This is a genomic window from Roseibium sp. Sym1, assembly GCF_027359675.1.
Classification (GTDB): Bacteria; Pseudomonadota; Alphaproteobacteria; order Rhizobiales; family Stappiaceae; genus Roseibium.
In genome coordinates this window covers 5,237,283-5,251,731 of the sequence record NZ_CP114786.1, presented here as the reverse complement: position 1 = coordinate 5,251,731, position 14,449 = coordinate 5,237,283, and the positions used below count along the sequence as shown (strand labels likewise).

13 protein-coding genes are annotated in these 14,449 nt (G+C 61.0%); 5 read left to right on the top strand and 8 right to left on the bottom strand.

The features are described 5' to 3' along the window. The first annotated feature begins 3 nt into the window (after positions 1 to 3). Positions 4 to 1,071 (top strand): D-TA family PLP-dependent enzyme, encoded by a 1,068-nt coding sequence (locus O6760_RS24420; RefSeq protein ID WP_269582252.1) that lies wholly within the window; start codon positions 4 to 6, stop codon positions 1,069 to 1,071. A 344-nt stretch (positions 1,072 to 1,415) separates the two neighbouring features. Here the strand turns inward: O6760_RS24420 and O6760_RS24415 are convergent, their stop codons facing one another. From O6760_RS24415 to O6760_RS24380, 8 genes are all read right to left on the bottom strand, one after another. Beyond that, entirely contained in the window at positions 1,416 to 2,543 is a 1,128-nt protein-coding gene (locus O6760_RS24415) for an ABC transporter ATP-binding protein (protein WP_269582251.1), read from the bottom strand. A gap of 75 nt (positions 2,544 to 2,618) precedes the next feature. After that, positions 2,619 to 3,830 carry an ABC transporter substrate-binding protein gene (locus O6760_RS24410; RefSeq protein WP_269582250.1) on the bottom strand — a complete coding sequence of 404 codons (1,212 nt, stop codon included), beginning with the start codon at positions 3,828 to 3,830 and terminating at the stop codon, positions 2,619 to 2,621. A 34-nt stretch (positions 3,831 to 3,864) separates the two neighbouring features. Further along, positions 3,865 to 4,707: a carbohydrate ABC transporter permease gene (locus O6760_RS24405; protein WP_269582249.1), complete on the bottom strand. Its 843-nt coding sequence runs from the start codon at positions 4,705 to 4,707 to the stop codon at positions 3,865 to 3,867. Next, complete coding sequence (locus O6760_RS24400) at positions 4,697 to 5,593, bottom strand: carbohydrate ABC transporter permease (RefSeq protein ID WP_269582248.1); 897 nt, start codon at positions 5,591 to 5,593, stop codon at positions 4,697 to 4,699. Before O6760_RS24400 ends, O6760_RS24405 begins: the two co-directional genes overlap by 11 nt. Before the next feature lie 8 nt (positions 5,594 to 5,601). Further along, positions 5,602 to 6,771, bottom strand: coding sequence for a Gfo/Idh/MocA family protein (locus tag O6760_RS24395; RefSeq protein ID WP_269582247.1), 1,170 nt, complete (start codon positions 6,769 to 6,771; stop codon positions 5,602 to 5,604). Next, entirely contained in the window at positions 6,768 to 7,517 is a 750-nt protein-coding gene (locus O6760_RS24390; RefSeq protein WP_269582246.1) for a copper homeostasis protein CutC, read from the bottom strand. The genes O6760_RS24395 and O6760_RS24390 overlap by 4 nt, the downstream gene beginning before the upstream one ends. Further along, complete coding sequence (locus tag O6760_RS24385) at positions 7,514 to 8,425, bottom strand: ROK family protein (RefSeq protein ID WP_269582245.1); 912 nt, start codon at positions 8,423 to 8,425, stop codon at positions 7,514 to 7,516. Before O6760_RS24385 ends, O6760_RS24390 begins: the two co-directional genes overlap by 4 nt. A 240-nt stretch (positions 8,426 to 8,665) precedes the next feature. Further along, positions 8,666 to 9,547: an N-acetylmuramic acid 6-phosphate etherase gene (locus tag O6760_RS24380; RefSeq protein WP_269582244.1), complete on the bottom strand. Its 882-nt coding sequence runs from the start codon at positions 9,545 to 9,547 to the stop codon at positions 8,666 to 8,668. Between the two features lie 198 nt (positions 9,548 to 9,745). Between O6760_RS24380 and O6760_RS24375 the strand changes: the two genes are divergently transcribed. The 4 genes from O6760_RS24375 (at position 9,746) to O6760_RS24360 (ending at position 14,269) form a co-directional block, all read left to right on the top strand. Beyond that, on the top strand, positions 9,746 to 10,507 hold the full coding sequence (locus O6760_RS24375) for a GntR family transcriptional regulator (protein WP_269582243.1): 762 nt from the start codon (positions 9,746 to 9,748) through the stop codon (positions 10,505 to 10,507). Positions 10,508 to 10,512: 5 nt separating this feature from the next. After that, the gene (locus O6760_RS24370) at positions 10,513 to 11,553 is read left to right on the top strand and encodes an SIS domain-containing protein (RefSeq protein WP_269582242.1); all 1,041 of its coding nucleotides are present in this window, start codon (positions 10,513 to 10,515) and stop codon (positions 11,551 to 11,553) included. Then, a complete protein-coding gene (gene nagA, locus O6760_RS24365; protein ID WP_269582241.1) occupies positions 11,550 to 12,701 on the top strand; it encodes an N-acetylglucosamine-6-phosphate deacetylase in 1,152 nt (383 codons plus the stop codon). Before O6760_RS24370 ends, nagA begins: the two co-directional genes overlap by 4 nt. Before the next feature lie 465 nt (positions 12,702 to 13,166). After that, positions 13,167 to 14,269, top strand: a protein-coding gene (locus O6760_RS24360; protein ID WP_269581172.1) for an IS3 family transposase whose coding sequence is annotated in 2 segments (ribosomal slippage) — positions 13,167 to 13,428 and positions 13,428 to 14,269 — 1,104 coding nt in all. Because the reading frame shifts where the segments join, the coding sequence is not laid out codon by codon here. Positions 14,270 to 14,449: the final 180 nt, after the last annotated feature.

Below are 14,449 nucleotides of genomic sequence, written 5' to 3'. Positions count from 1 at the left end.
GCCATGTGTGTCGGACATTCCATTCACGAGCTTCTGACGCCGGTGGCGGTGATCGACGAAGATGTCATGGCGACCAACATCAAGGTCGCCCAGGAATATTTCGACCGGATCGGCAGGGATTTCCGGCCGCATATCAAGACCCACAAGATCCCGGCCCTGGCGATGGCGCAGGTGGCCGCAGGCGCGAAGGGCATCAATTGCCAGAAGATCAGCGAAGCGGAGGTCTTCGCCGAAGCCGGGTTCAACGACATCCTGATCACGTTCAACATGCTCGGCCGTGCCCGGCTTGATCGGCTCAAGATCCTCAACACCAGGACCGACCTGAAGGTGGTCGCGGACAACGACATCGTCGTCGACGGCTTGTCACAGGCCTTTCAGGACACCCAGATGCTGAAGGTGCTGGTGGAATGCGACACAGGGGCCGGCAGGAACGGGGTGCAGACACCGGCAGCGGCGGCTGACCTTGCCCGCCGCATCGCCGATGCGCCCGGATTGCGGTTCCAGGGTTTGATGACCTATCCGAAGCCGTCGACGGAAGCCGCGGTCGAGGCGTTCTTTTCCGAAACGCTGGCGTTGCTCACCGAGGCGGGAATCGAGTGCCCGGTCGTCTCCCACGGCGGCTCGCCGAGCCTCTATGACAGCGACCTGGTGCCGAGCGCGACAGAGCATCGGGCCGGGACCTACATTTTCAACGACCGGTCCATGGTCCGAGCCGGCATGTGCGATTTCGACGATTGCGCCATGCACGTGCTGGCCACGGTTGTTTCACGGCCGACAGAGACAAGAGCGGTTCTGGATGCGGGATCAAAGGCCCTGACCTCCGATCTGCTCGGGTTTTCCGACCATGGTCTCCTGGTCGGCTATCCGGACGCCTCGATTGCCGCGCTCAGCGAGGAGCATGCGGTGGTGGACCTGAGCCGGTCGGACAGAAAGCCGGACATCGGCGAGCGGGTCAGGATCATTCCCAACCACACCTGCGTCGTGTCCAATCTTTTCGACAAACTGGTGTTTCACCGGAACGGCGTGGTGACTCGCATCGAGCCTGTCGCCGCCCGTGGGCAAGTCGTCTAGGCTGTAGTGACACATTAACGACTGGCATCGTTGGGGTCAGGATCGTTGCTGAACAGGCGGAAAGCGCAAGGAAGTGCAGTGCACTTTCGAGCATTTCCAACACCTTCAGGGACGATCCTGGACCAACCCCGAAGGGGCCGCCCGAAAATCGGGTCCTTTCTGCGTCGCATGTCGTCGAATATGCCCCGCATGTCCGTCCTCCATGCTCCTTGAAATGACCCTATTTTCGGGCGGCGCTGCCAATCGTTAATGTGTCACTACAGCCTGGTCCTCCAGGCGGCTTGCCCGCCTTTCCCTGATGTGGATGCGGCCGTCTTGGCGGGGGCGCGTTCCGGCGAACAGTCCTAGAAATGCATGTCCGCCGCATCGAGTTCCTTAAGCGAAAGCAGGCGTTCGAAGGCGTTCCCGTCCGCGTCGAACAGGTGACAGTCGCTCCCGTTGAGGCCCATCGCCACCGGTTTGCCGACCCTGGCCGGCGCGGAGCCCGGGAGCACGCTGCAGAAGATGGCCTTGGCCCCGTCAACGGCGCTGTAGGTAACTGTATGGATTCCCAGGTGCTCGACCACATTGGGAACGGTCTCGAGGGCCGCGTCTGCCTTGCCCAGCGTCAGGTGCTCGGGGCGGATTCCGAGGGTAAGAGGTTTGCCGGCAACATCGGACACGGCCGACACCTGTACCGTGAGGTCCGCTCCGGACGGTAGCGTCACAGTGATGCCGTTTGCGTCCGCGGCCTTTCCGGTGACGTCGATGAAATTCATCTTCGGGTTGCCGATGAAACCGGCCACGAAAACATTCTGCGGCTTGTGATAAAGCTCCAGTGGCGTACCGACCTGCGAAATGACGCCCTGATCCAGGACCACGATCCGGTCGGCCATGGTCATGGCCTCGACCTGGTCGTGCGTGACATAGATCATGGTTGCGTCAAGTTCCGAATGAAGCTTGGCAAGTTCGACTCGCATTTCGGCGCGGAGCGCGGCATCCAGGTTGGACAGAGGCTCGTCGAACAGGAAGACGGACGGTTCACGGACAATGGCCCGGCCAATGGCGACACGCTGGCGCTGCCCGCCTGAGAGTTCCCCGGGTTTGTGCTGCAGACGTTCGGTCAGTTGCAGGATCCCGGCTGCTGCCCGGACTTTCTCCTCGACCTTGTCCTTGGCCAGGCGCTCGACGCGCAGGGGAAAGGCGATGTTCTCGTAGACGGACATATGCGGATAAAGCGCATAGGACTGGAACACCATGGCAATACCGCGCTTGACCGGCGGAAGGGTATTGACGACCTTCTTTTCGATGGTGATGTCGCCGCCCGTGATTTCCTCGAGCCCCGCAATCATGCGCAGAAGGGTCGACTTGCCGCATCCCGACGGGCCGACAAACACGATGAATTCGCCATGCTTCACATCAAGTTCGACACCCTTGATGACTTCCATCTGGCCATAGCTCTTGCGTACGTCGCGCAGCTGCAACTCGCCCATGGTCATTCCCTTTTTCAAAAGAGTTGGCCGGGCCCCCGGATGTGGGTTTGACAGGGGCCCGGTCAGCGCGCCGGCTTACTTGTAGTCTTCAAGCTGCTCAGCGGCGATCTCGACGGCCTCGGCGGCGCCGATTTCACCCAGAACGACCCCCTGGACAGCTTCGTTGATCGCATCCTGAAGGCCGACATAGTCGGTGACGAACGGCTCCGGACCACCGGTCGGGATCGCTTCAAGGAACGCTGCCCAGGTCGGGTCCTTCTCGACCAGGGCCTTGACCTCGGGCAGGTCGCGCAGCGGCGTGAAGCCTTCACCCAGTTCGAATTCCATCTGGTTTTGCGGGTTGGTCAGCAGCTTGGCGAGATCGAGCGCCTGGTCCTCGACCCCAGAGCCCTTGAAAACGGCCAGGGAGTCGGTGATCAGCAACGTGCCCGGACCGCCGCTCGGACCGTGCGGGATCGGTGCCACGCCCCAGTTCACGTCGGTGACGCGGGTACGCTCCCACGGGCCGGAGATGAACATGCCGATCTTTCCTTCGGAGAACAGCGGACGCAGCTTGGCGCGGTCATAGGCGACCGGTCCCGGCTGGGAGACCGTTGCCATCTTGCCGTAGAAATCCAGCGCCTCGACATTGTTCGGCGAGTTGAAGACGATTTCGCCGTCCTCGCTGATGACTTCACCACCGTTCGTGTAAACGTAGTTCATGAATTGGTGCATGGTGTTGTCGAAGGAGGCGGCCGCGAGGCCGAAGCCGTCGGCCTCGGTCTTTTCCTTGATCGCCTTTGCGGCTTCATACATCTCGTCCCAGGTCTTGGGCGGCGTTTCCGGATCGAGCCCTGCTTCCCTGAAGAGGTCCTTGTTCCAGTAGAGCGCCTTGGTAGAGAAGGCACGCGGCAGGCCCCATTGCTGGCCGTTGGCGGTGATCGTGCCGAGGATCGGCGCGGCATAGGTCGCCTTTTCTTCATCGCTCATGTTGACCGGAATGATCAGGTCGTTGGCGGCAAGCTGTTTCAGCGTGCGCGAGCCCATATAGGCGATCGCGGGCGGGTTGCCGGCGGAAGCAAGGGTCGTGGACTTTTCCTGGCACTGGCCCCAGGGCACGAATTCCACGTCGACCTTGTAGCCGGGGTTGTCCGCCTCCCAGCCCTCGATCAGGGCAGCCTGCTTCGGAATACCGGCACCCGTGTTGTCGCCGCAAACGATCATGTGAATGTTCTTGTCTTCCGCTTGCGCGGCAGCGGCAATGCTGAGGGCAAATGCACCGCCCAACAGAAGTGATTTGTAAGTCATCTGCTTTCCCTTTCTGGTTAGATTATTGTTTTTGTTATTCTTTGACGGCGCCTGCCGTGAGGCCGGCGACGATGTAGCGTTGCAGGAACACATAGACGAACAGCACTGGCAGAATGCCGACGAGGCTGGCGGCCATGAGTTCGTTCCAGACGACCGACTGGCGACCGAAGAATTGGAACAGGCCGACCGGAAGCGGGTTCAGTTCGTTCACGGAATTGAAGGTCAGCGCATAGATGAATTGCTGGGCATAGGCGGTGATGAAGGCGGTGATGGTCACCACGACGATGCCTGGGAGAGCGACCGGAATGATCACGCGCCAGAGCGTGTAGATCTTTCCGGCACCGTCCACCCAGGCCGCCTCTTCCAGTTCCTTCGGAATGCGCACGAGGTAGGACCGCAGCAGCCAGATGCCGGTCGGGATCACGAAGGCGGTGCCCGGCGCGATCATCGCGAAATAGGTGTTGAGCAGGCCGTATTGCTGCATCAGCTTGAACAGCGGGATGATCAGCACGGCACCGGAGAACATGTTCACCGCGATGAAGATGCCCAGAAGGGAATTGCGCGCGGGGAACTCGAAACGGGCAAACGCGTAGGCGGCCGGTATGATGCAGACGAGGCCGAGGATGGTGACAACCGTCGCGATGAAGAACGAGTTGAGCATGTACCTCCACAGGAGCGGCACGTTCTCCCACATGGTGAAATAGGCATCGAAGCTCATTTCGTCGGTGATGAACCGGTAGGGAATCGAGAACAGGCTGCTGAGCGGCCTCAACGACACCACGAAGGCCTCGACGAACGGCGCCAGGACGAAGGTGAGGAACACCGCGAGGCCGACATAGATCAGCGCATATTCGTACCAGCGATACTTATGCAGCATTGTTCGGGCTCCTCTTTGCAAGGCGCGACAGCAGCAGGAAGTAGACCAGCGTGAAGGATCCCAGGAACAGCACGATCATGACGGTCCTGGCGGCCCCTTCGCCGTATTTGAAACGGCTGATCGCGGTCTTGTAGGTGTCGATGATCATGGTGGTGGTCGCACCGCGCGGACCGCCCTCCGTCAGGATCCAGATGATGTCGAAGGAATTGAAGGTCGCGATCGCCGACAGGAGCGCCATGGTGGCGATCGAGGGGATGATCAGCGGCAGCGTGATCCGGCGGAACCGGTAAAGACGCGAAGCACCGTCGACCCAGGCGGCTTCATAGAGGTCCTTCGGAATCGACTGCATCGAGGCAAGCAGGTAGAGCGTCACCATCGGCACGCCGATCCACACATCCGTCACGATGGTCGCCATGAAGGCGGATTTCTTGTAGGCCAGGAACTCGAAGGGCGCGTCGAGAATGCCGACCCGTTGCGCAAGGCCGGAAATCATGCCGAACTGGCCATTATACATCCAGCCCCAGATGAAGACGCCGATGGCGATCGGGATCACCCAGGGCGGCATCACCAGGATGCGGAACAGGGTGCGCCCGGGCACCATGGCGTTGAGCAGCACGGCACCGAGTGTGCCGATCAGCATCTTGAGCGCGACGGACAGGCTCATCCAGTAGAAGGTGCGCGCGATCACCTCCGGAAAGCGGCGGGACATCAGCTTTTCGTAATTGTCGAGCCCGACATACTCGAATTTCGGGCTCATGCTGGTGTTGGTGAAGGACAGCCGGAAGGTCTCGTAGAGCGGGTAGGCGACGATTGCCAGCATGACGAGCGAGGCCGGTACCAGCAGGAGGTACGGAAAGTAGTCGCGGTTCTTTGCCGTCTGCGCCATGGAGCCTCCTATGCCAGGCCGTAGCTGTCGAATTGCTGCCAGGTGTCGCTCAGATCAAGGACGGTGCGCGCGCGGCGCGCCTCGTCCAGCTTGATCGCGGTGAGCCCGGCTTCGAGGGCATCCAGCACCCCGACGGGCAAATCACCGCCGTTCCTGAAGTAGTGGGCAAGGTCGCGCGCCATGGCATCGTCGGCGCCGTAGTGGCCGTCCCGCCCGGCGTCGACCAGCTGCGGTCTGTCAACGAGGCAGGCCGAGGTCAGTGCGTCATGGACCCGGTAGTAGTTGCGGATGAAGTCGCCTTCGGCCATGCCCTTGGTGCCCATGACCGCGAAACGGCGGAATTCGTCGGGGACAAAGAGGTTGGTGTGGAAGCACAGATTGGCACCGTCTTCGTATTCGATCAGCGCGGTCTGGTAGTCGATGATGTCGCCGTCGCTGTCGAAATCGGCATTGCCGCCACCCCAGCGCGGCGTGAACGGGTCGACCCGGTCCTGGTAGACCGGTGCCGGGAAACTGTGGTCCTGGTCCGGCCGGTTTTCGGGAACGAAACTCTTGCGGCCGCCGAAGCTTGAAACGTAGCGCGGGCGGCACCCCGTGACACCCTGGTAGAGATCCAGGTCGTGGCAGCATTTTTCCAGCATGAATCCGCCGGAATTCTTCTCGTAGCGCCGCCAGTCGCGCATGAAAAAGGAGCCGTGATAGGGACCGATATGCTCGGCTGCCTCTATGGAGACAACCTTGCCGATCTGCCCGGACCTGAGGCTCTTCTGCAGTTCCGTGTAGAGCGGCGAATAGCGCAGGACCAGCCCGACAATCACCCGATGGGCGCCGCCATGGACCTTCATGAGGGAAAGCAGCTCGAAGGTTTCCGCTTCCGTTGTAACCACCGGCTTTTCGCAGAAGATGTATTTCACATCCGACTGCAGAGCCGTCCTCAAGTGGTCCAGATGCATGAAATTGGGCGAGCCGATCATCAGGAGATCGAGCTTTTCCGAACGCAGCATCGCGGCCAGGTCGTCATAGGCGGTCAGCCTGACGCCGCTTCTGGTCTCGACCTGTTTCAGGCCCGCCGGTGTCGGATCGACATAGGCGCAGGGCGCGATGTCAGGTGTGACGGTCTGCAGGCAATTGCTGACATTCGCGATTCTTGCCCCGAGACCGACATAACCGGTTTTCATGCCGCGGCCTCCGCGTACAAATCCATGACGTGGCGAAGCGACTGGACAAGGTTGGCATCGGTGTCGCGCAGGCCGGACGCGGCAACGAACCCGAGGCGTGTTTCAGCGGTTTTCGGGTCGGCATGGTCACGCCGCGGCGCGGAACACGAAGCGTGCAGTTCGCCGACGCCGCCATGCTTCAGGATGCGCTTTGCGTTCGAGGCATTGACACCGGACCCGGCCATTACCGAAAGGCGTCCGGCTGCGATCGTCACCGCCTGTGCGAGCCGCTCCATCCCGAATTCGGCCTTGTCCGCCTGGCCGGATGTCAGGATGCGCTCGAAGCCGATTTCGATCGCGTCCTCGACGGCGCGGCCATAGTCGCGAACCGTGTCTATGGCGCGGTGTAGCGTGGCCGGCAGGTCTGTGCCGGTCAGGGCAGCTGACAAGAAATCGATGTCCAGATCGCGTTGGTCGTTGACCGCTCCAAGGACGATGCCGGCCAGGCCGGCGCGTTCAACGGCCTCTATATCCCGCAGCATTGCGGTCTTTTCCAGGTCTGAATAGGCAAAGCCCCCCCTGCGCGGCCGTACCATCGCGAAGACCGGAACAGGCAGTTTTGCGGCAGCGACCATGACGCCGGCGGACGGGGTGAGGCCGCCTTCGGAAAGAGCTGCACAGAGTTCAATCCGGTCTGCCCCGTTTTCGGCCGCGATCCAGGCACCTTCGAGCGTATCCACACAGACTTCGAGCGGAGGGCGCGTCATGCCGACGTCCCGCCGAAAAGTGTGCTGGCAGCGATCCCGGCGCCGCGCAGGCCGCCGTTCTCGGCATGTTGTCCGCGGATAACCAGAGGGTCCGGATAGGACGCCAGAACGAGATCGCGGGTTTTCCGGTCGATCTGTTGCAGCAGGAGCAGATCGCCGGACAGTCCGCCGCTGACCGGAATGACGTCCGGACCGAGCGTGTTCACCAAAACGGAAAGGGCGCGGGAGAGCAGGGTGGTGTAGGCGTTGATCGTGTCTGTCGCCTGCGCGTCTTTCTGGTGCCAGCCCGTGGTGATTTCCGTGCTGGACAGGGCTTCGCCATGCAGGCTCTTGTGGATCTTTTCCATGCCGCGCGCCGAGCACACCGCGTCGACACACCCGGTCTGCCCGCAGCCGCAAGGATAATGACTGAGGCCCTTGAGTTGACCGCCTGCCGTCGGGTCGACAATCGGGCCATGCCCCCATTCGCCGGCGATCCCGCCATATCCCTTGACCAGCTGGCCATTGACGACCAGTCCACCACCGACACCCGTTCCCAGAATGATGCCGAAAACGACGGGTTTGCCGATGCCGGTCCCCTGAACCGCCTCGGCAAGCGCAAAGGCATTGGCATCGTTGGTTACGAGCACCGGCCGGTTCAGCGCTGCTTCAAGGTCATCGCGGACCGGACGTTTGTGAAGGCAGGGGATGTTGGCGACATCGGCAAGGCCGGTCCGGTCGTCGAAGGCACCGGCCAGCGAAATCGATATGGGACCCTTGTCGGGGCTTGCGCCGGCTGCGACGGCATCGACAAAGGCGGACCAGTCATTGCCGGGTGTCGCGACGCGCCCATGTTCCTCGACGGATCCATCTTCTTGAAGAAAGCCGTGACGGATAAAGGAGCCGCCAATATCGAAACAGGTGATCATCGCCTGTCTTCAACCCCCGGATTAGATTTGTTACGATCCATTCACAATACCAATATGCAACCAATTAAGTGGTTCGTAAACCAAAAAAGATGATTGGCATGGTTTTTTTAATAAATTGGACGCCGGCCGGACAGCGGGTATCCCGGCCGGGTAGATATGCAGGCGTTTGACGCAGGCGGTCCAAGGGCGACCGGGCGAGCGGCCGCGGCCATTGATCAATTTGTCACGCCGGGGAGGGCGTCAGAGGAAGGGGCGGATATTGCCGTCCTTGCCGTCAAGGAGGTGTTCCGCCGAGGCGGCGTCGATATCCCGCAATATCATGAGGGCCGCAATCTTCACGCGTCCGCCGGCTTTCTCAAGCGTGGTCGCCGCCGCATCCGCCGGGCAGCCTGTCAGGTCCTGGAGAATTCTGCGGGCGCGCTGGCGCAGTTTTTCGTTGTCGGCCACGAGATTGACCATGTGCCCCCGCACAGCGTGCCCGAGCCTGAGTGCGACAAGCGTGGAGATCATGTTCAGGGCGGCTTTCTGGGCACTGGCGGCGCCGAGCCGTGTGGATCCGGCAATGATTTCCGGTGGTGTCCTCAGAAGGATCGGGTGATCGGCGAGTTCGAGCAGCGGCGTATCCGGATTGTTGGCAAGGGCGATGGTTTCGGTGCCGGCCGCGCGCGCCGCGTGGAAGGTGCCAAGCGTGTAAGGTGTTGAACCGCTGGCGGAAACAGCGATCAGAATATCGCCTTCTCCAAGGTCGGAGTCCCTGAAATCCCGCTGACCGGCCTCTTCATCGTCTTCATAGGTGCCCGCAAGATGCAGGAGATTCTTGGCCCCGCCCGCATACAGCATCCGCATCCGTTCCGGCGGAAAACCGAATGTTCCCGGCAATTCCAGGCAATCGGCCAGGGCGGTCAGGCCTGCGCTGCCGGCGCCCGCATAGCCGATCTTGCCCTGTGCCTGGGCCGCCCGTTGCAGGGCATTCGCGGCCTGCGCAATGCGGGGAATGGCGTCTTCCACGGCGGTAAGAGCTTCCCGCTGGCGGTGCAGGAGCAGGGACAGGACATCGTCGTCCGACTTGTTTGAAAGGCCAATCGAGAGAGGGTCCCGGTCTTCGGTCGTCGGCAATTTCATGGGTCCATGAACATGGATGGGGTCTGGCTCACAACTCGAAAATCACTCCGGGAGACAAGCGCATGTCTTGCCGCGGACGGGCGGTTTCTGGTGCTGGCCGGTGAGGGCTCTGGTCTTTTAACACTTGATTTTCGGTTCCGATAGAGTTTAAATTGGTATCTGAAAGGTATTATTCTTACCCTTGAGGCGCTCCGTTTCATGACAGATTTTATCACGATGCTGGAAGATGGCGACTGGTTGGCGAATTCCAGTGGCCCACGGTATTTGCAGTTGCGGCGGCGCATCCAGAAGGCGATCGACGAAGGTGTTCTCAAGGAGAACGAGCCGTTGCCGTCCGAGCGGGAGATCGCCTCGATCACCGACTTGTCGCGGGTAACGGTCCGCAAGGCAGTCGCCGGGCTGGTCGAGGACCAGATCGTGGTGCAGAAGCGGGGGAGCGGATCCTTTGTCGCGCCGAAGGTCCACAAGGTGGAGCAACGGCTTTCCAGTTTGACCTCCTTCAGCGAGGACATGGCCCGGCGGGGGCTGAGTGCCAGCAGCGAGTGGCTGCGGCGCGGCTTGTTCCCGGCATCGCCCGAGGAAATGTTCACCCTTGGCCTGACTTCCGGAGAACAGGTTGCCCGGGTCGACCGGCTCCGCAAGGCGGATGGCACGGCGATGGCGATCGAGCGGGCGTCCCTGTCCAGCAAGATCCTGCCCAACCCGGAAAAGGTGACGACGTCGCTTTATGCGGTCCTGCGCGCATCCGGCATGCAGCCGGTCCGCGCGATCCAGAGGATATCCGCGCGCAATCTCGAGCCCATCGACGCCGACATTCTGGGTGTGCCGGCCGGGTCCGCCGGGCTGAAAATCGAGCGCGTGTCCTATCTCGCCTCCGGCAATGTCGTCGAATTCACGCGATCCGTCTATCGCGGCGATGCCTATGACTTCATTGCCGAACTGCAAATTTCGGAAGACTAGACCCCATGACAGACGCACAAGACCTGACCGCTCCGACGCATATGCGGCGGGAAATCGAGGAAATTCCGGAAGCGTCCCGACGTCTTCTGGCAGAAGGAACGCCCGGGATCCGCCGGATCGCGAAAGAGGCCGGGGCGCCGGTATTCCTGGCAAGCGTGGCGCGCGGGTCCTCGGATCACGCGGCAACATTCCTGAAATATGCGGCCGAAATCTATCTGGGGCTGGCAATGGCCTCGCTCGGCCCGTCGGTGTCCTCGGTCTATCATGGCCGGGTAAGGCTGAACCAGGCGCTGGTGATCGCCATTTCCCAGTCCGGTGCCAGCCCGGACATCCTGTCCGTGGTGGAAAGCGCAGCCGGGCAGGGAGCCTTCACGGTTGGACTGACGAACACCACCGGCAGCGAGCTGGCACGCCTGTCGGCAGCCGCCGTAGATATCTGCGCCGGACCGGAGCGCAGCGTCGCCGCGACCAAGACATTCGTCAATTCCGTTGTGGCCGGCCTGCTGCTGCTGGGCGAGATCGGTGGCGACAAGGCCTTGCTCGATGCGCTCGCCGATCTTCCCGACCAGTTCGAGAAGGCCATCTCCATGAACTGGCAGGCCCTTGCTGAGCCGATCGAGCAGCGGGGCTCACTTTACGTGATCGGGCGCGGGCCGGGTCTTGCAATCGCCCACGAAGCTGCCCTGAAATTCAAGGAAACCTGTCAGGTGCACGCGGAGGCCTATTCCTCCGCCGAGGTCATGCACGGGCCGGTTTCGATCGTCGAGAACGGTTATCCGATCCTGGCGCTCGGTGTCCGTGACGCCGCCGAGGATGGACTGGCCCAGGCCGCCGATCGGATGGCCGACCAGGGGGGCAGGGTGTTCGCCACCACGGACAAGGTCAGGCGCGCTGAAAGGCTGCCCTTTGTTTCCACGCGCCATCCGCTTACCGATGCGCTGGTCCAGATTGTTTCCTTCTATGCCTTCATCGAGTGGTTCGCGCGTCGCCGGGGCTTCAATCCCGACATTCCCAGGCATCTGAAAAAGGTCACCCAGACGGTATGACCACCCAGACAGCCTATCGGTGCAGCCGGATCTTCGATGGTGAGAAGATTCACCGGGATGCCGTACTCCTGCTGGAGGGGGGCGCCGTTGTGGACCTTTGCGGGCCGTCGCAGGTCCCCGCGACGGCCTCGCAGGTCGATCTCGGTGATGGCATTCTGTCGCCCGGACTGATCGACCTTCAGGTCAATGGGGGCGGAGGGCTGATGCTCGGCGATGTGGAAAGCGTCGAGGACATTGCCCGGATCTGTCACGCGCATCTGCAACTTGGCACCACGGCGCTTGTCCCGACCCTGATCACCGACACGCCCGAAACAACCCGCAGGGTTGTCACGCTCGGCATCGAGGCCTGGGCGAGAGGGGTGCGCGGGTTTCACGGGCTGCATCTTGAGGGACCGCATCTCTTCAAGGGTCGCAAGGGCGCGCATGACCCGGATCTGATCCGGCCGATGACCGGGGACGATGTCGAACTCTACCTGTATGCCGCCAGGCAGTTGCCGAGCCTGATCATCACGCTGGCGCCGGAAACTGTGACACCTGACCAAATAGGCGTCCTTGCCGATGCCGGCATTCATGTCAGCCTTGGACATAGCGGCGCCACTTACGAGGAATGCAGGGCGGCAACGGAGGGCGGGGCGTCCTGCGTCACGCACTTGTTCAACGCCATGAGCCCGCTGCAACACCGGGAACCCGGACTGGTCGGCGCCGCGCTCGACCTGGGCGCGCTCAGTGTCGGCCTGATCGCCGACGGTGTGCATGTGGATCCGGTCGCGATGAAGATCGCACTGAAGGCCAAGACCGGCCCGGGACGGATTTTCCTGGTCACCGACGCCATGTCCCAGACCGGCACCGATGTAACCTCCTTCACCCTTGGCGGGCGCGAGATCTTCCGCCGCGACGGCACGCTGACACTCGCAGACGGTACGCTGGCCGGTGCCGACATCGACCTGCCGGCGTCGTTGAGATACCTGACGCAGACACTGGAAATTCCGCTGGAGACCGCTCTCGGGATGGCGACGAGCATTCCGGCGTCTGTGCTTGGCCGACCCATGGGGCGCTTAGCGGAAGGCAATGCGGCGGATTTTGTCCTGTTTGATGAGGCGCTTGGGGTTTCCAGTGTCTGGTTGAACGGGCAGGCTCTGGTGGGATAAGGAAGTAGTAGACGTACCGATCATGCCACTACAGCATAGACACGTGAATTTAGTGATCTAAGGTGGTGTGTGACGGAACACGCTGTTTGGTTCGTTTTATCAGTCAGAGTGCGTCATCGACTACTCACATGCTTTACGCAGCGACTTTTTCTACGCAGATTCTAATGGAAAGGTTGAGTGGTGATTGTTCCCAAGGCGAGAAGGTCTGGTAATTTCATGGCTGGTTCCAGAGGTTCTATAGACCAAGAATGTCAAATGGCTATGGCTTTCACTGGAGACAATGTAGTTGGTAGCTGTCTACCATATTCGGTACCAAATATGTATCACTGAGACGAGGTGCCGAGAGATGTAAGTAGTCGGTGCGCAGAGAGGCTTTATTAGACGTGATGTGCCCCCGCTAAATTCCCTCGATTTGGGTTAGAGTTTTCCGCGACGATTTTCCTGGCTGAGGAAGGAGCGGAATTGATGAAGGCATCGAAGTTTTCTGATGCGCAGAAGGCGTTCATCGTCAAGCGTGGGGAAGAAGGTGTTCCGGTTGCGGAGATCTGCCGTGAAGCTGGCATCAGCCAGGCGACCTATTTCAACTGGCGGAAGAAATACGCGGGTTTGATGCCGTCGGAGATGAAGCGTCTTCGGGAGCTTGAGCAGGAGAATGCCCGGCTGAAGAAGATCGTCGCGGACCTGTCGCTCGACAAGGAGATGCTTCAGGACATTGTCAAACGAAAGCTCTGAGGCCTGCCCGGAAGAGAACGCTGGTCGACGAGATGCGGTCGGACTGGTCGGTGTCCATTCGCCGTGCGTGCGCGGTGATCCGGCTTGACCCGACGACCTACCGTTACAGATCCCGTCGGCCCGGCCAGGCCGCTTTGGAACAGCGTATCAGGGAGATTTGCCAGACGCGCGTCCGGTTCGGTTACCGGCGGGTGCATGTATTGCTGCTTCGGGAAGGCTGGGTGATCAACATGAAGAAAACACGGCGGATCTACAACGAGTTGGGCCTGCAACTGAGGAACAAGCATCCCAAGCGCCGAGTGAAGGCGAAGCTTCGGGAAGATCGCCAGGAAGCCGTGGGTCCGAATGATGTCTGGGCCATGGATTTCGTGCATGATCAGCTCGCAACCGGTCGGAAGATCCGCGTTCTGACGGTGATCGACACGTTCTCCCGCTATGTGCCGGCGCTTGATCCGCGCTTCAGTTACCGTGGCGAGGATGTGGTGAGAACGCTGGAAACTGTCTGCACCCGGATTGGCTATCCGAAGACGATCCGGGTCGATCAGGGCTCCGAGTTCATCTCTCGGGATCTCGATCTGTGGGCCTATAGAAGGGGCGTCACGCTTGACTTCTCCAGGCCTGGGAAACCGACGGACAACGCCTTCATTGAGGCCTTCAACGGCCGTTTCAGGGCGGAGTGCCTGAATGCACACTGGTTCCTGAGCCTTGCGGATGCGACCGAAAAGTTGGAGGATTGGCGCAAGGACTACAATGAACACAGACCTCACGGTGCCATCGGCAACAAAGTGCCGGTGGATCTCATGAAATCAGAACACGCAGCCAGCCCGTGTTCCTGATTTGGTCCGGAAAACTCTAGCCCTTCCTGGGGGCACGTTGGGTAGCACTCCATCAACCAAAGGACTCTGCGCTAAACCGGAAGAAACTCGGGTCTCAGGTCAGACGTGCTTGAGTCCTTGTAATCGAGCATTGGAGCGCTGTACGGTTTACCGATACTGTGAATCGCCGAGGCGAGTATT